Below are 20,670 nucleotides of genomic sequence, written 5' to 3'. Positions count from 1 at the left end.
TTCGGATTTTCGGTTTGTTGTTTGTTTCGGATTTGTCTTTTGTTTATTCGGATTTTCTTTTCAGGAGCCCACGATGTTTTTCAGCGAAAAGATGTTGGACCACTTTGAGCATCCGCGCAACGTCGGCAGCATGGACGAAGCAGATTTGTCCGTGGGCACAGCCACCATCACCGCCACACAGTGCGGCGATGTGACGAAGCTGCAGTTGCGCATCAGCGACGACGGCCGCATCGTCGATACCCGTTTCAAGACGTTCGGTTGCGGAGCGGCCATCGCGTCGGGCTCGCTGGCGACGGAGTGGCTCAAGGGCAAGACGGTCGAAGAGGCCCTGGCAATCACCAACGCCCACATTGCCCAGGAGCTCGAACTGCCTCCAGCCAAGGTGCATTGTTCGGTGATGACCGAGGAAGCCGTCCGCGACGCCGTCAACGACTGGAAGAAGAAGAACGGCAAGCTCTGATCCTGCTGTCCGGGGAGAGGTGACATGGCCACGTACAAAGTGACATATCTGCCGATGGAAGCGACCGTCGAGGTGGATGAGGAGCATTACCCTTACGCCCGCACGGGCGATCCGGGCAGCCTGCTGGACATCGCTCTGAGCCACGGCGTGGGGATCATGCACATCTGCGGCGGCATGGGCGTCTGCGGAAGCTGCCGCGTGCTCGTCGAGAAGGGCATGGAGAACCTCAGCGAACCCGACGAGGCCGAACTCGACCAGCTCGACGCCATGGGCGACTCCAAACCGAACGACCGCCTGGCCTGCAAAGCCGTCGTCCACGGCGATGTGACCGTCCGAATCCCGCCACAGTAAATCGTGACCCGCCATCGAATGTACGGACAATTCGCCGTCGGCACTTCTGTAACTTAAGCTACCGGTGAAAGGCTGCATTCCTGCGGAAAAAGGCTAACCGGTCGCCAGGCCGGGGCGCAAAGCGGCTGGCCCGTGGTCGGGCGGGGCCGCTGCCCACAGGGTTTTCATCCGGTCCGCTGACTTCGAGCAGCGGCTATTCAAGTGCGCCTTGCCTGCGGCCGATCTTGACCCAAGAGATCGGAGGCAAGCGGCGCCGCCCAACCTCGGGCACCCTGAGAAGCCTACCCGTACGATGCGCCGCCAGGAGTTATTCGATGGCCTTGCGGATTGTGCGCGGACAAAACCTGCCTATCGGAGTGGACCTGGGAACCGGTGCGCTCAAGATGGTCCAGCTCCATCGCGTCAACGAGGACCTGACTCTCGTCGACGCCCACACGGAACCTCTGCCCCCCGGCGGCGACCTCGACGCCCGCCTGGATGTCCAGGCCGACGCCATCCGGCGCAGCCTGCGCGGCGGGCGGTTCAAGGGGCGTACATGCGTGCTGTCGATTCCGGCGTGCGACACGCTCGTCCAGCATGTCAAGATTCCCAAGATGGCCCAGGAGGATATCGAAACGGCCATCGTCGGGGAACTGGCGGGCAAGCTGCCTTACCCGCCCGAGCAGGCGATCATCCGCCACGCGGTGCTGGGCGAGACGCACGCCCAGGCCGAACCGATGATCGAGATCCTCACCGTCAGCATCTCGCGAGCGCTGATGGACGCGTACCTGGCGATGGCCAGACGCGCCCGCCTGGACGTGGTGGGCGTGGGGATCGAGTGCTGCGCGATCGTCGAATGCTTCGCGCGACTCTTCCGCCGCGCCTCCGAGCAAACCCGTACGGTGCTGCTGGTGGATATCGGCGCCCACAGCACGCAGGCCGCCCTGTCACAAGGCGGAACGATGCGCTTTGCCCGCAATCTCGCCCTGGGCTGCGAAGATCTGGACAAGATGCTGGGCGAGACGCTGGGCGTCGACGCGCCCGAGGCCGCCAGGCTCCGCCGCCAGAGTCCCGCCGCCGCCGGCGAGGCCGCACTGGACCAGGCGATCGATGCCTCCGCGGCGCCACTGGCGCGGGAACTGACACAGTGTCTTCGGTATTACGAGTCGGTGTTTCTCTCGCCGGCTGTCGAGCGGGCGGTGATTGTCGGCGGCGGGGCCTGCGACGCGCGACTGTGCCAGTCGCTCGGTCGCCAGTTGAACCTGCCGGTCTCCGGCGGCGACCCGCTGGTGCGCGTGAAGCGCCGCAGCGGCCAGGTCTCGGGGCCGCAGCCCGATTGGGCCGTGGCGGTGGGGCTCGGGTTGGGCGCCAATGCGAACTGACTTGGTGGCACAGCCTTTCCAGGCTGTGGCGATTGACAGGTTAGATCACAGGCTGGAAAGCCTGTGCCACCGAATTGATGATGGAAAGGTCGGGCGATCGGCATGATGAACCTGCTGCCTGAAGACTATATCCGCCGGCGATGGCAAAACCGCGCCAATCGCATTTTCGTGTGCCTGTTCGCCGTCGTGATCGGCGGGGTGCTGGCCGCGGCGTATGTCAGCGAACGCAACACCGGCTATACGCTGTCCGTGCGGGACCAGACCAACGCGCGGTACTCGCAGGCGGCGGCGCTGATCTCGCAGATGCACGAACTCGAGGCCCGCAAGGTGCAAATGCTCCACAAGGCCGAGCTGGCCAAGAGCCTCATCGAGCGCGTCCCGCGGAGTACGCTGCTGGGCGTGATCACCAACGCCCTTCCCAAAGGCACCAGCCTGCTTAAGCTCGACGTGGCGTCCAAGATCGTCATCGCCGCGCCCGCGGCGGGACCGGCCGACAAGAAGATCACCGACCAACCCCGCCAGGCCCAGCCGCCCGCCCAGCAGGTCGCCATCGAAATTACCGGCCTGGCGCCGACCGACGTGGAGGTCGCCCGCCTGATCGCCAACCTCGCCCGCAACCCCCTGACGCGCGGGGTGGACCTGGTCTACAGCCTGGCCAAGACGCGCGACCAGTCCAGCGTGCGCGAGTTTCGCCTGTCGATGGAACTGGCCCCCGGGGCCGACGCGATCAACGCCATCGCCCCCGGTCAGACCGCCGCCGAGGCGCCCGCGCCTACCATGGCGGCTTTGCAGGGAGGCGCCCCATGAAGTTCGGTCCGCGAGAACTGGTGATCCTGGTCCTGCTGGCGGCGATCCCCTTCGGCGCCTGGCAGTTCGTCTTCCGTCCGCAGAACGCCCACAACGAGCGCATGCGGACCGAGATCAACGCCAAACAGCAAAAACTCAAAGCCATCAACCAGGCGGTCGCCACTATCGGCTCGCTGCGAAAGGAAATCGCCGAACTGTCCAAGGCGGTCGAGTTCTTCCAGTCCAAGCTGCCCAACGAGAAAGAGATCGACAAGGTCCTGCAGGAGATCTGGCGCACGGCGGAGACCAACCGCCTCAGCACCAAGAGCATCCGCACGCTGCCTCGCAAGGAGCGGGTGATGACCGAGCAGGGGATGTCGCCGGCAGAGCAGCCCATCGCCGTGCAACTCGACGGCGATTTCATGGGGCTCTACGCCTTCCTGCAGGCGCTGGAAAATCAACCGCGGATCATGCAGATCCGCTCGATGACGCTCAACAAGCCCGACGGGGCGGCCGAAGGGGCCGTCAGCACCGACCTGGTGATGTCGGTGTTCTTCGAGGGCGGCACCGGAGGGCGCCCATGACCGACGATCATGCTCCATTCAACGCCGCCGGCGAGACCGACGCCCAGACGCCCTTTAACGCCCCGGTCACACGATCGGCCAGGCCCGGCGACGTGGCCGCCCGCACCAACTTGATGCTGGTGGTGATGTTCCTGGCCGGGATCGGGGGGATCGCCCTGATGGCGCTGCGCGAGAGACCGTCGATGGCCTCGGCGGACCAGCAGCAGACCGAGCAGCGAGTCGACGAGGCGCTGTCGCTGCTGGCGGTGGGACCCTTCGGCGGCGCCGGCGGCAGCGCCAAGGATATGGTCAACGCGTTCTATTTCCAGGCCCGCCAGAGGCAGATTCCGCGCGACGCCCTGGCGTGCAATCCGTTCGTACACGTGGCGATCGCGCCGCCTCCGCCGCCGGCCCCCGCAGCGGCGCCGAAGCCCCCCGCGCCGGTCAAAGACGAAAACGCCAAGGAAGAGGCCCAGGCCCGCGGGCACATCGAGGCGATGGTGCTCCAGTCGGTCCTGAGCGGATCGAGCGGGGCCGTGGCCATGATCTCCAATAACCTGCTGACCGAAGGGCAAAGCCTCAATGGTTGGACCGTCACCAAGATCGAACAGCGCCAGGTCACCCTGGCATGGAAGCACCTGCGAGGCGTCCTGACCCTGCGGGAATAAATATGGCTCCCCAACTGGCTCACAACTCGACCCCCCCCGCAGCGGGGCACGCAGACGACGCCTGGCCGCCAGCGCAGGTCGTGCGCGTGCCCCCCGGTCCGCACCGCTGGCTGCTCGACAACGCTTTGGTCACTCCCGAGCAGGTCGAGCAGGCCCTCGAGTTCCTCAAGGACCACCCCAAACTCACCGTCCTGGCCGCCTTGGTCCGAACCCGCGCCATCGACGCCCTGACCGCCTGCAAGGCCGTCGCGGGATACTTCAACCTGCCGTACCTGGCCCTGACTGCCGCCGACGTCGACGTGAACCTGCTGTCTCTGGCGCCGCTGGACTATCTCAAGTCCAAGCGCGTCATTCCCGTCTCGCGCGAGGGCGAGGATATCCTGGTCGCCCTGGCGGACCCGGCCGACATCTTTCTCATCGACGACCTGAAGCGCCGTCTGGGGTGGCGACTGCGCCTGGCGGTGGCCTCGGGCGAGGACATCCTGCGCGTGCTGGAGGAGCTGACAACCAGCCCGGCCCAGCAGGTCGAAGAGATCATCCGCGACATCGCCGACGACGACGTGGAGGTCGTCTCGCAGGCGGCCAAAGACGTCGCGGACCTGGAGCGCATCGCCGGCGAGAGTCCGGTGATCCGCTATGTGAACTACCTGATCTCGGCGGCGGTGCGCGACGCGGCCAGCGACATCCACATCGAGCCCGGCGAGAAGCGTCTGAAGGTTCGCTACCGGATCGACGGGATGCTCTTCGAGCAGCAGGCCCCGCCCCTGGCGATGCACGCGGCGGTGCTGTCGCGGTTGAAGATCATGGCCAATCTCAATATCGCCGAGCGGCGCTTGCCCCAGGACGGTCGCATCCGGGCGATGGTGCATGGGCGCGGGATCGACCTGCGCGTCAGCACGCTGCCGATGACCCACGGCGAAAAGTGCGTCATCCGCATCCTGGACAACACCTCGATCACCGTCGGGCTGGAAAACCTGGGCATGAACGCCAACACGCTGGAGGGCTTCCGCCGCCACATCCTGCGCCCGCACGGGATCGTGCTGGTGACGGGGCCTACCGGCAGCGGCAAGAGCACCACGCTGTACTCGGCCCTGCAGATCATGGACAGCCAGCGCCAGAACATCTCGACCGTCGAGGACCCCGTCGAGTACGAACTGGCCACGGTCAACCAGGTCAACGTGCAGGAGCACATCGGGATGACGTTTTCGGCGGCCCTGCGCAGCCTGCTGCGTCAGGACCCGGACGTGGTGATGATTGGCGAGATTCGCGACCAGGAGACCGCGCGTATCGCGGTGCAGGCGTCGCTCACCGGGCACATGGTGCTCTCGACGCTGCACACCAACGACGCGCCGTCGAGCATCACGCGGTTGATCAACATCGGCGTCGAGCCGTACCTGATCAGCGCCGCCTTGAACGCCGTGCTCGCCCAGCGCCTGGTGCGAAAGATCTGCTCCAACTGCCGCCAGCCGCTGACCGATGTCAGTGCCCCGCTGCGGGCGTACATGCAAAAGCAAAACGCCGCCGACGTGCCGCTGTTCGTCGGCGCCGGCTGCGACCGCTGCCGCCAGACCGGTTACAAAGGCCGCGTGGGACTCTACGAACTGCTGGAACTCGACGAGGAACTGCGAGACCTTATCTCCAGCGGCGCCGCCCTGTCGCAGATTCGCAAAGCCGCCCTCAAGAGCGGTATGCATTCCCTGCGCCAGGACGGTCTGGAAAAAATCGCCGCCGGACTGACCACGGTGCAGGAGGTCATGCGGATAACCGAAGTAAGTTAAGAGAGGACCAGTTAGCGGCGGAGCTTGCTCCGCGCGGTTTCTTCCCCGGTCAGGGAAACAACCGCGTCGAGCAAGCTCGACCGCTAACGAGTTGTGTCTACGTGAGGATCATCGATGCCGACATTGCCCGAACTGCTTGAGAAGACCCTGGAACTTGGCGCCAGCGATCTGCACCTGGTGCCGGACCTTCCGCCGCTGTTTCGCGTGAGCACCGAGCTGGCCCCGGTTGGCGAGTGTCCGCCCTTGACGGCCGCCGAAGTCGAAGGCTTCGCCCGGCAGATGCTCGACGAGCATCGCTGGGGGCAGTTTCTGGAACGGCGCGACATGGACTTCTCGACCACCGCCCCCTCGGGCGCTCGGTTCCGCGTCAACGCCCACTTTCAGCGGGGCGTGGTGGCCATCGCCTTCCGAGCGGTCTCCAGCAAGGTTCCCACCTTCCAGCGGCTCAACCTGCCCGAGGTGATCGAGAACTTCGCCCGCCTTCCCCGCGGGCTGGTGCTGGTCACCGGGCAGACCGGACACGGCAAGAGCACCACGCTGGCGTCGATGATCCAGTTGATCAACGAGACGTCCAGCCGCCACATCATCACGCTGGAAGACCCGGTCGAGTACGAGTTCCGCAACGTCAAGAGCGTCATCGAGCAGCGCGAGCTGGGCAGCGACGTGCCGACCTTCGCCTCGGGTCTGCGCCACGCCCTGCGCCAGGACCCGGATGTGATCCTTGTCGGCGAAATGCGCGACCTGGAGACCACCTCGGCCGCCATCACCGCCGCCGAGACCGGACACCTGGTGCTTTCGACGATGCACACGCAGTCGGCCGCACAGACCGTCGAGCGCATCCTGGATATTTATCCCGGCGACCAGCAGAACCAGATCCGCGCGATGTTGGCCAACACGCTCCAGGCGGTCGTGTCGATGGCGCTGTTCAAGCGGGCTGACGGTCCGGGCATGGCGCCGGCGTGCGAGATCATGGTCTGCAACGCCGCCGTGCGAAACTGCATCCGCACCAATCGCGTGCATGAGATCGCCAACATCATCCAGACCAGCGCTTCGGCGGGCATGGTGCCTCTCGACGACGCGATCAAGGGCCTGCTCTACACCGGAAAGATCACCCGCGCCCAGGCGCTGGCGGCCGCCAGTAAGTCCGACCGCATGGCCGCGGCGCTGGGCCTGAAAGAAGTGGCATAAATGGCAAGCGTAGGATATTCCGCTGCAGCCGCCCCCGCCGCCCCGACGGCGGGCTCGTCGGCGTCGGAGAAGATCAAGGCCGTCCTGAACTGGCAGCCGGGTCCGGGGCTCAAGGACATCCTGGGCTTCACCTGCCAGTTGTCGGTGATGATCAAGGCGGGCATCGACATCCGCAGCGCCATCGAGGGCATCGCCTCTCAGATCACCAAGAAGAGCTTCAGGCTCATCGTCGAGCAGATCCAGCACGACCTGGAAAGCGGCAAGAGCTTTTCCGAGGCGCTGACGCGCCACCGGCAGGTCTTCAGCCCGCTGTACATTAACATGGTCAAAGCGTCGGAACTGTCGGGCAACTTCGCGGCCATGCTCGAGCGCGTGGCGGCGTACCAGACCCAGCAGGTCGAGACGCGCAACATGGTCATCGGCGCGATGATCTATCCGGGTATCATCGCCACGATGGCCGTCAGTTGCACGACCTTCCTGCTGACGTTCGTGCTGCCCAAGTTCGCCCTGGTGTTCAAAGGCAACGAGCACCTGCTGCCGGCCTCGACGACCTTCCTGCTCAACCTCAGCGACTTCCTTCGCAACTACTGGTACGTCCCGCTGGGGGCGGTGGCGGTAGCGGCGGGGGCGTTCCGCTTCTGGGTGCGCACCGACGGAGGGCGCCGCACCTGGGACCGCTTCAAGCTTCGCGTTCCGCTGATGAAGAAGATGTTCCGCGCGCTGTACATCACCCGCGGCATCCAGACGATGGGCGAGTTGGTCGCCGCGGGCGTGCCCATGCTCGACACGCTGCGCATCACCGCCGAGGTCTCGGGCAACTACCTCTACCGCGCCATGTGGATGAAAGTTCACGAGGCGGTCCACGACGGCGGAAAGATCGTTACCGTGCTGGCAAGCAACCCGCTGCTGCCGCGGAACGTCGTGCAGATGATCGCCGCGGGCGAAGAGTCCGGGTCGCTGGCGGCCGTGCTTCAGGATGTGTCGGAGTATTACGCCAAGGAACTCAAGAGCACGATCAAGTCGGTCACCAGCATGATGGAACCGGTGATGATCGTAGCCATGGGCGGGATCGTGGGCTTCATCGCCATGAGCATCATCCTGCCGATCTTCAAGATGTCCAGTATGTTCAAGTAGTTTTCCCGGAGGATTGAGGCGATTAAATGACACGCACAACCAGGCGACGCGGGCGCGGCGGGTTCACGCTGATCGAGGCCGCCATCGCGACAGCCTTGCTGGGAACGGGCGTCACCGCGCTGATGCTGGCCGTCCAGAGCGGCACGTCCGTCAACGGCGCCGGACGCAAGATGACCCAGGCGGTGTTCCTGGCCCAGGAGATCCGGGAGTGGACTCTGCGCCTTCCCTTCGTCGATCCGCAGACGCCGAACAACCCGCCCGGACCCGACGGCACGAGCCCGCAGACGTTCGTCGACGACCTCAACGACCTGATGAACGTCACGTACAGCCCCCCGCGCGACGCGTACGGATCGGCCATCACCGACATGAGCGGCTGGTCGCAGACCATCACCATGACCTGGCGCGACCCGGATAATCTGTCGGCCGCCGTCGCCAACGGCGCCAGCGATATTGTCCGCGTCGAGGTGAGCGTGTCGTTCAAGGGGCAGCCCGTACACACCAGCGCGTTCCTTGCCGTGCGGAGGTCGACCGAATGAAACGCCGCCGAACATCCCGAGCCTTTGCGTACATCCTGACACTGATCCTGTTGTCGATCATGATGACCCTGGCCGCGGCCATGACCAACTCGTCGGCCTTGAGCATGATCTCGTCGAGCAATCTCTCCGACGCGGCCAGGGCACGTCTGTCAGCCGAAAGCGGTCTGGCGTTCCTGCTGACGCGGATGCGGGGGATGCGTCTTGGCGCCGACACCACCGAGGCCACCTTCGCCGCCAATATGGCTGCTGCGCTGGGCCCGCGACTCAACGGGACGAGCAATCTGGCCGGGGCGGCTGTCACCGCCGGCGCGCAGAGCGTTACCGTGCCCGCGATCGCCACGCCCGACGGCAGCTTCTCCGCTGTGATCGCCTGGTGCGGCCCCAATCGCTGCCGCGTCAGCGTCGCCGGCAGCGCCCGGGGCCTCACGCGGAACATCTCGATCGAACTGCTGCTGGTCCCGCGCAACAGCGCCGCATTCAATTACGGTCTGGCGTCGCGGGGACCGCTGAGCATCTCCGGCAGCGCCCGCATCCTCGGCGTCAACTCGCCCTCCGAAGCCAGCATCCTCTCGGCCACCACCAGCGACGCGGTGGCCGTCAGCCTCGCCGGCAGCGCGATCGTCGCCGGCGACGCCACGGTGGTGCAGGATCCGCGCTTCATGGTCATCAGCGGCAGTCCGAGCCTGGGCGGCACGAGCAATCCGCTGCTGATGGCCCAGCACATTCATGCCGTCGCGGAACCGCCGGACTTTCCCCAGGTGGACGTCACAACCTTGGCGCCACTGGCGACCAACCGCCTGACGACGCAGCCGCCCAATCAGGTGGCGACGCTGACCAACATCCGCATCGCCGCCGGGCTCAACCCCGTCTTCAACAATGACGTCGTCATCAACGGCATCATCTATGTCGAAGCGCCCAACAACGTGCGGTTTGAGGGCAAAGCCGTCATCAACGGCATGGTCGTGACGGAACCCTCCAACCAGCCGCTGTCGGCGTGTACGCTGCGATTCGCCGGAAACGTCGAGGCCTATGGCGTCGAGACGCTTCCCGCCACTGCCGAGTTCGCGGCCATTCGTGCCAAGACCGGAACGTTCGTCCTTGCCCCGGGGTTTGACGTGACCTTCGCCGGAAACTTCAGCGCGATCAACGGCACAATTGCGGCAGACAAGCTCACCTTCACCGGAACGGCCACCGGGACGGTGAAGGGGGCGGTGATCGGTCTGGCGCCGGAGACGACGTCGGTCGGCGGCAACGTGGACATTCTGGTCGATCGGCAAAACGCCTCGTCCAACCCGGCGGGGTTTGTCCAGACCTTCACACTGACGCCGCAGGGCGCTACCTATCGCGAGGGTGGGTCATGAGCAAGCCTCTGCCGAAAATCGCGGCGCGGCGGGGTTTCACGCTGGTGGAGGTGCTGCTGACGCTGGCCGTTCTGGGCATCGTGCTGGCCGGCGTGGCGGTGGCGCTGCAGGCCGCCCTGACCAGCTACACCCAGAACAACCGCATCGCCGCGGTGGCGCAGACTGCCCGGGCCGTGATGGACCGCATGTCGCGCGAGATTCGAACCGCCACGAACGTCAACTCGACCTCGACGAGCCTGACGATCACGCCGCCCGACGACGGCAGCGGGCTGCAGACCATCGTGTACCAACTGACCGGCGGGCAACTGCACATGCGCCGGACGGTCAACGGCGCCGTCGACGACGCGGTGCTGCTGGGCGACGGCGGCGAGGCCGGCGGCGACGTGGCCATTTCGACCTTCAACGTCATCCGCGAAGACGCCGGCGGTTTGTGCCAGAGCGTCAAGGTGCGACTGACGATGACATGCGCCAATGAAACCTACACCGCCACCTGCTCGGCGGCGCTGCGCAGGAACCAGTCCTACTGACGGGACGCGGGCGCTTTCAAAACGCCCCGCCGATGGGCGATGCGGCGCTGGCCGGTTGCGTCGAGGGCGGCGTCGACGGCGGCAGGGGCACGGCCGCCGGTTGCGTGGCGGCGGGTGCGGACGTGTCGGGCGAGGCGGGCATCTGGGGCGCTTCGCCGCCCAAGCTCTTGATCTTGACTTCGAGCAGCCTGTTGGCGGCTTCGAGATCGGCCAGGCGATGACTCTGGCGGGTGTTGAGGGCCTTGAGGTCGTTGGCCAGGCGCTTGTACTCGTCTCGTTCAAGAGGGGCTTGGGAGATGTCGCGGATCTGCTTGGCCTGCTGCTCGTTGAGGAACTTGTATCTTCGCGCTTCGTCGGCCAGGGCGTCGCAGCGGCGGGCCAGTTCTTCCTGCTGGGTGCTGCGAAGGGTCAATTGCTCGTTGAGCTTGTCGATCTCGTTCTGCAGCTCCTGCGCCTGGCGGTACGCCGCCGGGCCGGGCTCGTTGGCGACGGGTTTTTTGAATCCCTTCCAGTTGCATCCGCCCGCCAGGATGATTCCCAGTACGCTTAGTATCAGGCAGAACTGTCTCATGGTCGGTGTCCTATGTAGTTGGGGCGTATTCTAACAGACTCGATGCAAATGGGAAACAACGGGAAACAACCGACGACGAGGACGAGGACGACGACGAGGACGAGCGTTCTGAGCGATGTTAGCGGCGGAGCTTGCTCCGCGCGGTTGTTCGGAACCGGTCAACACGTCGAGCAAGCGCGACCGCTAACGAAACGCACGAGCGTTCTTTCTTCTCGTCCTCGTCCTCGTCCTCGTCGTCGGTTTTTGTCTCTCTCCCCATTCGTCTCATTCGTGGACGTATCTTTTCCCCTGTGCTAAAGTGCCCCTCATGCGAATCGTCATCACCGGACAAGTCGGATTGGACCGCAAGCCGCTGCTGCACCGCTGCGTCGAGATGGCGCGGCGGCAGGGGTGCGACCTCAAGCTCCTGAGCATCGGCGAGATGATGTACGCCGAGGCGCCGGACGTCCCGCGCGGGCGCATCCTCGACCTGCCCCTGTCCCGACTCAACAGCCTGCGCCGCAGCGTCTTCAAAGACGTGCTGGCCGCCTGCCGCACCAGCGCCAACATCATCGTCAACACGCACGCGACGTTCCGCTGGCGCCACGGGCTGTTCCCGGCATTCGACTACGACCAGATGATCGCCCTGGAAGCGGATCTCTACCTGATCGTCGTCGACAACGTCGACCGCGTGCATTGGCGGCTGGTGCGCGACGGGCACAGCGACCACACGCTCAAAGACCTGATGGTCTGGCGCGAGGAGGAGATCCTGGCAACCGAGCTGCTCTGCCAGGGCGTCGGCAACGGCGGCAAGTGCTACGTCATCGCCCGCGGGAGTGAGGACTCGATGGCCCGCGCTCTGATGGGGCTCATCTTCAATCCCAGGATGAAAAAGGCGTACCTGAGCTTTCCGATGTCGCACGTCTCGGCCAACCCGGACGTGCTGGCCGAGATCGACGCCTTCCGCCGCCAGCTAAAACCGTTCTTCGTCTGCTTCGACCCCAGCGACATGGAGGAAAAGTACCTCTCCGTATTGGCGCTGCAGGCGGCCGCTGAGGGGCATCGCACCATCACCGCGGGCCCTGCCGGCGAACAGGCGACGCTGGACGTGCATGAACTGCTGGACATCCTGCCCGACATCGACGGGCAGATCTACGCTCGCGACTTCAAGCTCATCGACCAGTCCGACATGATCGTCTCGCTGATCCCCGCCCTGGCGGGCGGGCAGCCGGGCATCTCCAGCGGCGTCGAACGCGAGCTCCAGCACGCTCACGAGGCCGCCAAGGAAGTCTACGTCATCTGGCGCCCCACGGCCGCCCCTTCGCCCTTCATCACCGAAACGGCGACCAAAGTCTTCACCACCGTCGCCGAAGCGATGAAGTTCTTCCAGGACGGAAACTACTTTCACAGCGGCCCGCTGGGCTCGCTGTTTCGGTAGCGAATCTGTTTCTCTGCGGCCCAACCCCGAGGATCAAATCAGCCGCTGAGGTCGCAGAGGTCGCAGAGGGAAGAGGTTGTTTGATTCCAACATCCTCAGCGTCCTCAGCGACCTCTGCGGCTCACTCGACCGACGTCAGTAACAAAAGTCGCATTAGGCTGCGGACCAAGCATCGATCGCTAACGCAGATCCTTGACCTGCTCGCGGACGATCTTTTCCAGGCCTTCGACGATCTGGCGGCCGAACTCGGCGCTGGCGGTCTTGAGCGGGTCTTCGCCGAGGACGCCGAGGTGGACCGTGTCGGCCTCGCTGAGCTGGGTCAGGTCCACCAGGCCCGGCGTGAGGTACAGGAGCATTGAGGTCTCGAGCTTGGCGGCGTGGTCGCCGCCGTGAACGAGCTGGTCCATCAGGATGAAAATCTTGCACTTCCCGCCGTGGGCCTTATACGACTCGACAGCCTCGTGCAGCGGGCCGATCAGCGGATAGTGCCCCGGGTAGGGCATGATCATCTTGAACTCGAGCGACTCGAGCTCGAAAAAGATGTGCTCGACGAGTTCCTTCCAAAGCCGCCAGCCGCCGGCGGTCTCGCAGCGGCGGCCTTCCTGCTCGAGCCGGGGTCGCGAGAGGCCCATGGCCTGGGCGATCGGGGTGGCATGGTCGCCGACGCCCTCGGGCAGCCACGAGCTGACCTTGCGATCGAAGACGACCTCGGCGATCACGCCGCGGTGGTCGCCCCAGAACAGCGGCGGCACGGCTACCCCGCCGACCTTCTCCGACATGTATTTGCCCACCGCGTCGGCCTTGACGCCGTCGAGGCCCAGCGGGTTCTGCTTTCCGTGCCATTCGAGGATGCCCAGGCCCAGGTACGCCACCGGCAAGGCCCGGCGCTGGGCGGCCAATTCCTGCGGACGCGTCATGTGGTATTCCATGCGTGTGCTCCTTATGCTATCTCAGGCAGCGTGGCCCGTGGGGACGGGAATACGGACGACATTGTAAGGACAATCCCAGATGACGAGAAGCGTGCAGATTATCCTGGTCGCGGCGATGGCGTTGCCGGCCGCGGCGTGGGGAGAAGACGCCATGCCCGACCCGCTGTCGCAAGAGCAGATCGACCGCCGCATTCGCGAGCATCGTACGGCCGAGGTGACGCTGAGGGTTCTGTCGCCCGAGGGCAAACCGCTGGCCGGGGCGAAGGTCACGGTGCGCCAGGTGAGGCACAAGTTTCTCTTTGGCAGCAACGTCGGCCTGGTGGGGCGCTTTCCCACGCCGCAACTGGAGCAGGCCTTCCGCCAGCGGTACGCCGCGCTGATGAACTTTGCCACCATCCCGTTCTACTGGGGCGGCTATGAGCCCCAGCCGGGGCAGACGCAGGCCGCCCAGCGGCGGATCATGGCGGATTGGTGCAAGGAGAATCGGATCATCGCCAAGGGCCACCCCCTGGTCTGGCACAATGTCGTGCCGACGTGGCTGGCGGCAAAGCCCGGCGAAAAGGTCGAGGAACTTCTGCTGGACCGCGTCACGCGCGAGGTGAAGGACTTTGCCGACACGGTCGACGCCTGGGATGTCGTCAACGAGCCGGTCGTGATGCCAGCCGCCGGCGCGGGCAATCCCATCGCCGCGCTGTGCAGCAAGCCCGGCCGCACGCAGTTGATCGTCAAGGCCTTCGCGGCCGCCCGCAAGGCCAACCCCAAGGCCCTGCTGGTGCTCAACGACTACGACAACTCCAAGGCGTTCGTAGACCTGGTGCAGTCGTGTCTGGATGCCGGCGCGAGCATCGACGCCATCGGCCTGCAGACGCACATGCACAAGGGATTCTTCGGCGCCAAGGATCTGTGGGCGATCTGCGAGCGATTCGCGAAGTTCAAGAAGCCCATTCACTTCACCGAACTGACGATTCTTTCGGGCGAGTTGATGAAGCGCCGCGACAACGACTGGTTCACGCGCCGCGCGTCGTGGCCGTCAACGCCGCAAGGCCTCAAGAGTCAGGCCGCCCAGGCTGTTGAGGTTTATAGCGTGCTCTTCTCGCACCCGTCCGTCGAAGCGATCACGTGGTGGGACTTCAGCGAACACCGCTCCTGGATGAACGCCCCCTCGGGCCTGCTCAACCCCGACATGACGCCCAAGCCTGTGTACACGGCGCTGATGAACCTGATCAAGAAGAAGTGGTGGACCGGTCCGCAGGCCCTGACCACCGACGCCGCCGGGCACGCGACCTTCCGCGGATACCTGGGCGATTACGAGATCATCACGCCCTCGGGGCCGATCGCATTCTCCGTAGGCAAAGCCGGCAAGGTCTCGCTCGACGTCCAGGCGAAGAAGTGACCTGTGGAGTGCGGCAGCCTTAGCTGCCGCTTTGGAAGTTTCTCGCGGTTGAACAACTCTAAAAGCGGCAGCTATGGCTGCCGCACTCCATAGAGCAGGTCGCGATAGTCTTCTTCCAGGCCGGCGTGATCGGCGATGCTGCGGGGGAATCGCGGGTCGTCGGGGCTGACGGCGAAGAAGTTGTCGTGCTCGTTGAGGGCCCACTGCTGGCGGGGCATGGTCAGGTGCAGGCGGTAGGGGCGGCGGACGTTGTAGATCACGTTGCCCACGATCTCCATGCCGGCGGATCCTTCGTCCAGGTACAGGCCGCCGGGCCCGCCGCGGCCGGCGCCGTTGTCATGCACGTGGTTCTCGCGGATGACGGCCCCGATCTGCAGGCCTAGCGTGTAAATGCCGCCGCCGTCGTTGAGCGAGTTGAGCACGTGATGCACGTGGTTGTGCTCGACGAGCGTATTGCGACAGGTCGTGGGGGTGTCGAATCGCGGGTAACACCCGTCGCGGTAGAACTTGGGCTTGTCGGGCTCGCTCCACGGGTCGTAGTACCCCCAGCCCCAGCCGACCGAGATGCCCGTATAGCCCACCTCGGAGATTTCATTGTGCGTGATCACCGTGCCGGCCGCGTAGCCGACGAAGATCCCGATGCTGCCCTTGAACTCGGTGCCGATGGCGACCAGGCGGCAGTTGTCGATCACGTTGCCCGACACGATCGTCCGCGGGTCGTCCGGGTGCGCATCGCTGACCTGCACGTCGCCGACCTGGACGGCCCCGGCCGCCGTCTGCGTGAACAGGCAGCCCCGCACCACGTTGTCGCGCGAGCCGTTCTGGATATCCAGCGCCCCGGCCCCCATGCGCGAAAACGTGCAGCGGTGGAAGTACACGTCGCTCGCCGCGTCGAGCACCACGCCGCCGGGCGTCTTGAGGTATGATGTATGGTCGACGTCCACCGCCGGGTTCTTCAGGAAGTTCGCCTGGATCTCCGCGTGCCCCAGCGTTCGCGGCCGCAGGAACGTGGTGTACGAAAACGTCAGCCCCTCGAAGCGGATGTTTCGCGCGGGCTCGTCCAGGCTGCCTCGCACTTCCAGCAGCGTCTCCAGCACGGGCACGATGACGGTCGCGGTCGTCATGTCTTCCTCTGGCAGGGGCGTGTAATAGAGTACCCCCGCGGCGCGGTCGTGATACCACTGCCCCGGCGTGCCCAGCAGTTCATAGGCGTTCTGGATGAAGTCCGGCCCGTCGATGTGCATGCCGTCCTTGATCTGGGCGTCGCGGAAGGCGGGCATCTTCATTTTCACAACGCAGGCGTCACAGGCTGGAAAGCCTGTGCCACGTTCGGGCTCAATCCGCTCCACGGGCAGAATCACCCGCGTCCAGACCACGTCGTAGACGAACTCGATATCCCGGGCGTTGCGCCACGTGCTGATCGTTGCGAGGCTGCGCGTGGTGTAGCCTTCATACACCGGCGTCTCGCTGCCGTTAGAGATGGCCGTCTCGATCTGATTGTGGAACGCAAAGTCCGCCTCGACGCCGTCTTCGTCGCGCGGGCGCAGCTTGTCCCCGCGTGCCATCGCGGCGGCGCGCCCGTTGACGTAGAGTTGTCGCGTGGGGGGCAGGTCCGGCACGTGCGCCGACCAGAGGTTGGCCAGGGTCGGATGGGCGGCCTTGCTCCAGGGGCCGATAGTGCGCCCGCCCGAGAGCATCGGTCGTGCGCCCGGGGCGGCGCGATAGATCACGCGATGCTTGCCCGCGCCGCCGTCGCGGGCGCCCAGGCAGAGCGGGCTGTCGAGCACGTAGGTCCCATCGGCCAGTTCGACCACAATGTCGCCGCGGCCCTCGCTGGCCAGCTCGCGCACTGCCGCCGCCGCGCGATGAACCGTCGCCAGCGACCGCTGGGGCGAACCCCCATCGTTGGCGTCACAGCCGCCGGGGCTGACAAAAACAGTGGGCGCCGCATTTGCCATAGTGCTCATGACTGCGAGGATAATCCAACTGTGCCGGCGCCCCAAACGTTTTCGCCTGCCCGCCACGCGGGCTATACTTCATCGGGAGGGGACTGACATGCTCACACACACTGTCAGGGGCCGGTGGATGCTGATGGCGGCGGGGGTTCTGGTTGCCACGATGGCGGCCGGAGGGTGCCAGACACAGGCCACGCCGTCGCCGACGTTGTTGGTCGACCAGTCGCAGACCACCATCGGGTTGATCAACGCCAGACCGACGGCGTACCTGGGGCGCACCGTCACGGTGATGGGCTCGGTGAAGTACATCTACACGCCGCGGATGCTGCTGCTGGCCGACGCGACCGACGAGGAGATGCTGGTGCTGGTCGACGTTGACAGCCCGGTCCCGGATGTGTCGGTCAACGACAAGGTGCAGACGACCGGCCCGGTCAGCCTCTTCGGGGCGGACATGTCGCCCAGTGCCGGCGTCGAACTCGGCGGTCAGCGGCGGATGTCGGACCAGTTCTACAACCGCTGGCGCGACCGTCCGGTGATCGTGGCGGTCCAGGTGGCGCCGGTGACACTGACCGCTCCGTGAGCCGTAGCGGGGACTACGACTTCGCGCGTTTCTTGTAGTAGTCGCGGTCGTTCTCGACCTGCTCGCGCGTGCGCTTCAGGGCGCTCTTCTGCCGTTCGAGCGAATTCACGGCGGCCTCGGCGGCGCGGTGGTCCTGCTCCAGCCGCCCCAGCGACGCGCGGAGCTGGGCGTTCTCCCGGCCCAGCGAGGCGGCAGACTGCCCGCTGTCGACCGGCGGGGCGCTTTCGTACACCGCCGCCGGGCGATCCGGCCTGCGCACGGTCACGTCCGCGCAGCCGGCTGAAAGCAGCATCGCGGCACCGGCGATCAGCATGAGGGGTATGGTTTTCATCGGCTTCCCTCCGCTATGCGGCGGTAGCGGTCGCGTTCGCCCGCCGCCTTGTCGATGTCGGCCTGGATCTTGCCCAGGTCCTTCTGCAGCGAGTTCTGCTTCCTCTGGAGTCGCGCGGTATCATCCTGCAGCCAGGCCGTGCGCTGGCGAAGCTGCTGGTTCTCGCGCAGCAGGTCGCCGCGGTCGCCGGGAACCGCCGACGGGATCACCCCCGACGGCGTTGGCGGCGGCGGAGAGGAGTAGGGCACCTCGGGCACGGTCACGTCGGCTTTGAAGCAGCCGCCGCAGACCAGCGCCCCCAGGCACAACAGGATCAGGGCCGGACACTTCCACATGATCGACGCTCCCTTCGGCCGCACATGCAGGCGCGGCTGCGGAACAGTATATCGCCGCCGTTGGGCGCATTCAATCGCCGCTGTGGGCGATACAATGTGCCGCGTTCTTTCACCAAAGGAGAATCGATGAAGCACTACCGCTGGCAGATCGCCCTGGCCGCGGCGTTGATCGCCGCCACGGCCGTCATGTACCTGGGGCATTGGCTGATGTTCGGCGATGCGCATCACATCTTCATCTACCTCGTCGGCGACATCGCATTCCTGCCCATCGAGGTGCTGCTGGTGACGCTCGTGCTGCACCAACTGCTCCAGCGCCACGAGAAACATGAGCGGTTCAGCAAGCTCAACATGGTTGTCGGCGCATTCTTCAGCGAGGTCGGCAACGACCTCATTTCGCGCCTGTCAAAGTGCGACAGTGAGATCGACTCGACCCGCGGTCTCCTGGCCGTCACCGGGGAGTGGTCGGCGCGACAGTTTTCGGCCGCGAACGCCAAGCTGCGCCGCCGACAGCCTCAGATGATGCTCAAGGCCGAGCAGCTTCCCATCCTTAAGGACAGCCTGCAGTCCAAGCGGGAGTTTCTGCTGCGTCTGCTGGAGAACCCTAACCTGCTCGAACACCAGCGCGTCACGGACCTGCTCTGGGCTGTGTTCCACCTGGCCGAGGAGTTGAGCCACCGCCCGGACCTGTCGAGCCTGCCCCAGAGCGATATCGACCACCTGTCCGGCGACGTGCGCCGCGTCTACATGAGCCTGCTGGGTGAATGGACCGCCTACATGGGGCACCTCAAGAAGGAGTATCCCTACCTCTTCTCGCTGGCGCTGCGGACCAACCCGCTGAATCCTCAGGCCTCTGCTGTGGTGGCGTGACTGCCCAAATCGGCTACTGCGGCCGTCAGGTTCTGTCTTTCGGCCAAGGCTTCGTGGGCGACTTCTGTTCCGGCGAACTGCTTGGCAATGGCATCGTACAGCGGCAGCATTTCAGGAGCACGAATTACTGTTTTCCGACGCGGAAGGCCGAGGATGGCGCGGGCATCGCCGACGGTGGCGGCACCGGCACGAATTCGATAGCGGATCAATTCCCACTGGGCCGGCCATCGCCGTAGGACCAAGACGAGCGCGGCGATGATCCAACCGAATGGTATCACTGCCCAAAACATGTGCCATCGCGAGTATCCGGCCTTTCGGACGAAATTCCACCAGATTGTCAGGTAGAACACGACCTGCAGCAGCAAGATCGCGGCCGCCAGGGTTGCGTCAGCCGCGCGCGGAGCCGCTTGAATGCCTCTAACGCCTGGGACAATCAGTTCCCACATTGACGTGCCCTTTCTCTAAATCTTCCCGCCCTCATCCACATTGATTCCTGCGTATTCCATCCATCCCTGCTCATTTTGTGACTTCGCGAGCCAGAGCATACGCCGTGTCGAAGGCCAACTCGAGTTCTTCCACAGTGCAGTGGTTCTGCACGAAGTGCGTGGTGCAGAACAGCAGGCCGCCGTCGGCGAACATCCGCATCACGCGATCGATCTCGCTGACGAGGAAGTCCAGCTTGCCAAAACCGATCGTCGTCTGCACGTCCAGCCCGCCCATCACGGTCAGGCGGCTGGCGTACTTGTCCTTAAACATCTTCAGCGACATGCCCGCCGACTCCTGCCACGGGTGCACCACGTCGTAACCCAGCTCGATCACGCCGTCGATCACCTCGGTAAAGTTTCCGTCGCAGTGCAGGCTCATGAACCCGCCGCGGGCCTTGACGGCGTCGCAGGTGATCTTGTGGTAAGGATAGATCAGCTCGCGCCACGTGCGCGGCGAGAACAGCAGGCTGCGCTCCGAGCCCCAGTCGTCGCTGACGTGGATCATGTCCACGCCCAGGTCCAGGCAGTTCAGCGCGAAGGCCTTGTTCCACGCCGCCTGGCGGGCGTACACGTCCTTGATGTCGTCGGGGTACAGCGCCAGGTACGCCAGGTGGTTCTCGATGCCGAAGATCCCGTTGAGGGCCTCGAACAGCCCCGGCGTCTGGATGTACGTGAACCGCCCGTACTTGTCCCTGTGATGCGCGATCCCCTGTTTCACGCCCTCGTACGCGGCCATGTCGTTGGGGTCCAGCGTGGGCACGTCGCGCAGGTCGGCCGGCTCGATGGGGCGCTTGAGCTCGGCGCCGAGCTTCTGCAGGTGCTCTCCCGACCACGTGCCCGGCCCGCCGAAGAGGTGGGCGTAATCGAACTCATACTTGGACTCGAAGGCCTCCAGCGAGCCCCAGCGGGCGTTGATCTTCTCCGGCAGATTCCACCCCACCCATCCGTACAGCGGAATGCGATCGGGCTTGCGGTGCTTGATGACTTCGATAACTCGTTCGCGGGAAAGCATGGCTTCTCCTTCTTCGCCGCCATTATGGTCACTTCTTTGCTTGAATCAATCCCAGGCGTTACAATGCCCCAGGAACTGGGAT

At 65.1% G+C, this 20,670-nt stretch carries 23 protein-coding genes and 1 riboswitch; of the genes, 16 read left to right on the top strand and 7 right to left on the bottom strand.

The features are described from left to right. Positions 1-73 precede the first annotated feature (73 nt). From ABFD92_06910 to ABFD92_06855, 12 genes are all read left to right on the top strand, one after another. Positions 74-460 (top strand): iron-sulfur cluster assembly scaffold protein, encoded by a 387-nt coding sequence (locus ABFD92_06910; protein MEN6504251.1) that lies wholly within the window; start codon positions 74-76, stop codon positions 458-460. A 24-nt stretch (positions 461-484) separates the two neighbouring features. After that, positions 485-811 (top strand): 2Fe-2S iron-sulfur cluster-binding protein, encoded by a 327-nt coding sequence (locus ABFD92_06905; protein MEN6504250.1) that lies wholly within the window; start codon positions 485-487, stop codon positions 809-811. An 81-nt stretch (positions 812-892) separates the two neighbouring features. Further along, a riboswitch (cyclic di-GMP riboswitch) is annotated at positions 893-968 on the top strand. A gap of 157 nt (positions 969-1,125) precedes the next feature. Next, the gene (pilM, locus tag ABFD92_06900) at positions 1,126-2,172 is read left to right on the top strand and encodes a pilus assembly protein PilM (protein MEN6504249.1); all 1,047 of its coding nucleotides are present in this window, start codon (positions 1,126-1,128) and stop codon (positions 2,170-2,172) included. A gap of 102 nt (positions 2,173-2,274) precedes the next feature. Further along, on the top strand, positions 2,275-2,979 hold the full coding sequence (locus tag ABFD92_06895; GenBank protein MEN6504248.1) for a PilN domain-containing protein: 705 nt from the start codon (positions 2,275-2,277) through the stop codon (positions 2,977-2,979). Further along, positions 2,976-3,542 carry a type 4a pilus biogenesis protein PilO gene (gene pilO, locus ABFD92_06890; protein MEN6504247.1) on the top strand — a complete coding sequence of 189 codons (567 nt, stop codon included), beginning with the start codon at positions 2,976-2,978 and terminating at the stop codon, positions 3,540-3,542. Before ABFD92_06895 ends, pilO begins: the two co-directional genes overlap by 4 nt. Further along, positions 3,539-4,189, top strand: coding sequence for a hypothetical protein (locus ABFD92_06885; protein ID MEN6504246.1), 651 nt, complete (start codon positions 3,539-3,541; stop codon positions 4,187-4,189). The genes pilO and ABFD92_06885 overlap by 4 nt, the downstream gene beginning before the upstream one ends. Positions 4,190-4,191: 2 nt before the next feature. Further along, positions 4,192-5,967: an ATPase, T2SS/T4P/T4SS family gene (locus ABFD92_06880; GenBank protein MEN6504245.1), complete on the top strand. Its 1,776-nt coding sequence runs from the start codon at positions 4,192-4,194 to the stop codon at positions 5,965-5,967. Between the two features lie 114 nt (positions 5,968-6,081). After that, positions 6,082-7,155 carry a type IV pilus twitching motility protein PilT gene (locus ABFD92_06875; GenBank protein MEN6504244.1) on the top strand — a complete coding sequence of 358 codons (1,074 nt, stop codon included), beginning with the start codon at positions 6,082-6,084 and terminating at the stop codon, positions 7,153-7,155. Beyond that, positions 7,156-8,289, top strand: a complete 1,134-nt coding sequence (locus ABFD92_06870) for a type II secretion system F family protein (GenBank protein MEN6504243.1) — start codon at positions 7,156-7,158, stop codon at positions 8,287-8,289. It abuts the gene before it with no gap. A 26-nt stretch (positions 8,290-8,315) separates the two neighbouring features. Beyond that, a complete protein-coding gene (locus tag ABFD92_06865; GenBank protein ID MEN6504242.1) occupies positions 8,316-8,825 on the top strand; it encodes a prepilin-type N-terminal cleavage/methylation domain-containing protein in 510 nt (169 codons plus the stop codon). Next, positions 8,822-10,186, top strand: a complete 1,365-nt coding sequence (locus ABFD92_06860; GenBank protein MEN6504241.1) for a hypothetical protein — start codon at positions 8,822-8,824, stop codon at positions 10,184-10,186. Before ABFD92_06865 ends, ABFD92_06860 begins: the two co-directional genes overlap by 4 nt. Beyond that, positions 10,183-10,713, top strand: coding sequence for a type II secretion system protein (locus tag ABFD92_06855; protein ID MEN6504240.1), 531 nt, complete (start codon positions 10,183-10,185; stop codon positions 10,711-10,713). The genes ABFD92_06860 and ABFD92_06855 overlap by 4 nt, the downstream gene beginning before the upstream one ends. A 16-nt stretch (positions 10,714-10,729) precedes the next feature. Here the strand turns inward: ABFD92_06855 and ABFD92_06850 are convergent, their stop codons facing one another. Continuing rightward, positions 10,730-11,284 (bottom strand): hypothetical protein, encoded by a 555-nt coding sequence (locus ABFD92_06850; GenBank protein MEN6504239.1) that lies wholly within the window; start codon positions 11,282-11,284, stop codon positions 10,730-10,732. Between the two features lie 307 nt (positions 11,285-11,591). Between ABFD92_06850 and ABFD92_06845 the strand changes: the two genes are divergently transcribed. Beyond that, a complete protein-coding gene (locus ABFD92_06845; GenBank protein MEN6504238.1) occupies positions 11,592-12,701 on the top strand; it encodes an AAA family ATPase in 1,110 nt (369 codons plus the stop codon). Between the two features lie 179 nt (positions 12,702-12,880). Here the strand turns inward: ABFD92_06845 and ABFD92_06840 are convergent, their stop codons facing one another. Continuing rightward, entirely contained in the window at positions 12,881-13,630 is a 750-nt protein-coding gene (locus ABFD92_06840; protein MEN6504237.1) for a hypothetical protein, read from the bottom strand. 79 nt (positions 13,631-13,709) lie between these two features. Here ABFD92_06840 and ABFD92_06835 point away from each other — a divergent pair, with 79 nt between their 5' ends. After that, positions 13,710-15,023, top strand: coding sequence for an endo-1,4-beta-xylanase (locus ABFD92_06835; protein ID MEN6504236.1), 1,314 nt, complete (start codon positions 13,710-13,712; stop codon positions 15,021-15,023). A gap of 71 nt (positions 15,024-15,094) precedes the next feature. Here the strand turns inward: ABFD92_06835 and ABFD92_06830 are convergent, their stop codons facing one another. Continuing rightward, positions 15,095-16,990 carry a right-handed parallel beta-helix repeat-containing protein gene (locus tag ABFD92_06830; GenBank protein ID MEN6504235.1) on the bottom strand — a complete coding sequence of 632 codons (1,896 nt, stop codon included), beginning with the start codon at positions 16,988-16,990 and terminating at the stop codon, positions 15,095-15,097. An 88-nt stretch (positions 16,991-17,078) separates the two neighbouring features. On the opposite strand from ABFD92_06830, the gene ABFD92_06825 reads away from it, so the two are divergent. Next, entirely contained in the window at positions 17,079-17,558 is a 480-nt protein-coding gene (locus ABFD92_06825; protein MEN6504234.1) for a hypothetical protein, read from the top strand. A gap of 13 nt (positions 17,559-17,571) precedes the next feature. Here ABFD92_06825 and ABFD92_06820 read toward each other — a convergent pair whose 3' ends face one another. Beyond that, positions 17,572-17,889 carry a hypothetical protein gene (locus ABFD92_06820; GenBank protein ID MEN6504233.1) on the bottom strand — a complete coding sequence of 106 codons (318 nt, stop codon included), beginning with the start codon at positions 17,887-17,889 and terminating at the stop codon, positions 17,572-17,574. Beyond that, on the bottom strand, positions 17,886-18,224 hold the full coding sequence (locus ABFD92_06815) for a hypothetical protein (GenBank protein MEN6504232.1): 339 nt from the start codon (positions 18,222-18,224) through the stop codon (positions 17,886-17,888). The genes ABFD92_06820 and ABFD92_06815 overlap by 4 nt, the downstream gene beginning before the upstream one ends. Positions 18,225-18,350: 126 nt before the next feature. Here ABFD92_06815 and ABFD92_06810 point away from each other — a divergent pair, with 126 nt between their 5' ends. Next, positions 18,351-19,091 carry a hypothetical protein gene (locus ABFD92_06810; protein ID MEN6504231.1) on the top strand — a complete coding sequence of 247 codons (741 nt, stop codon included), beginning with the start codon at positions 18,351-18,353 and terminating at the stop codon, positions 19,089-19,091. Here ABFD92_06810 and ABFD92_06805 read toward each other — a convergent pair. Both ABFD92_06805 and ABFD92_06800 read right to left on the bottom strand, forming a co-directional pair. Then, complete coding sequence (locus tag ABFD92_06805; protein ID MEN6504230.1) at positions 19,067-19,537, bottom strand: hypothetical protein; 471 nt, start codon at positions 19,535-19,537, stop codon at positions 19,067-19,069. The genes ABFD92_06810 and ABFD92_06805 overlap by 25 nt on opposite strands. 70 nt (positions 19,538-19,607) lie before the next feature. Continuing rightward, on the bottom strand, positions 19,608-20,588 hold the full coding sequence (locus ABFD92_06800) for a uroporphyrinogen decarboxylase family protein (GenBank protein ID MEN6504229.1): 981 nt from the start codon (positions 20,586-20,588) through the stop codon (positions 19,608-19,610). Between the last annotated feature and the right edge of the window lie 82 nt (positions 20,589-20,670).

Source organism: Planctomycetaceae bacterium (genome assembly GCA_039680605.1).
In the GTDB taxonomy this organism is placed as follows: domain Bacteria; phylum Planctomycetota; class Phycisphaerae; order SM23-33; family SM23-33; genus JAJFUU01.
The sequence above is the reverse complement of the archived record's forward strand: the minus strand, read 5'-3'. Positions and strand labels throughout refer to the sequence as shown.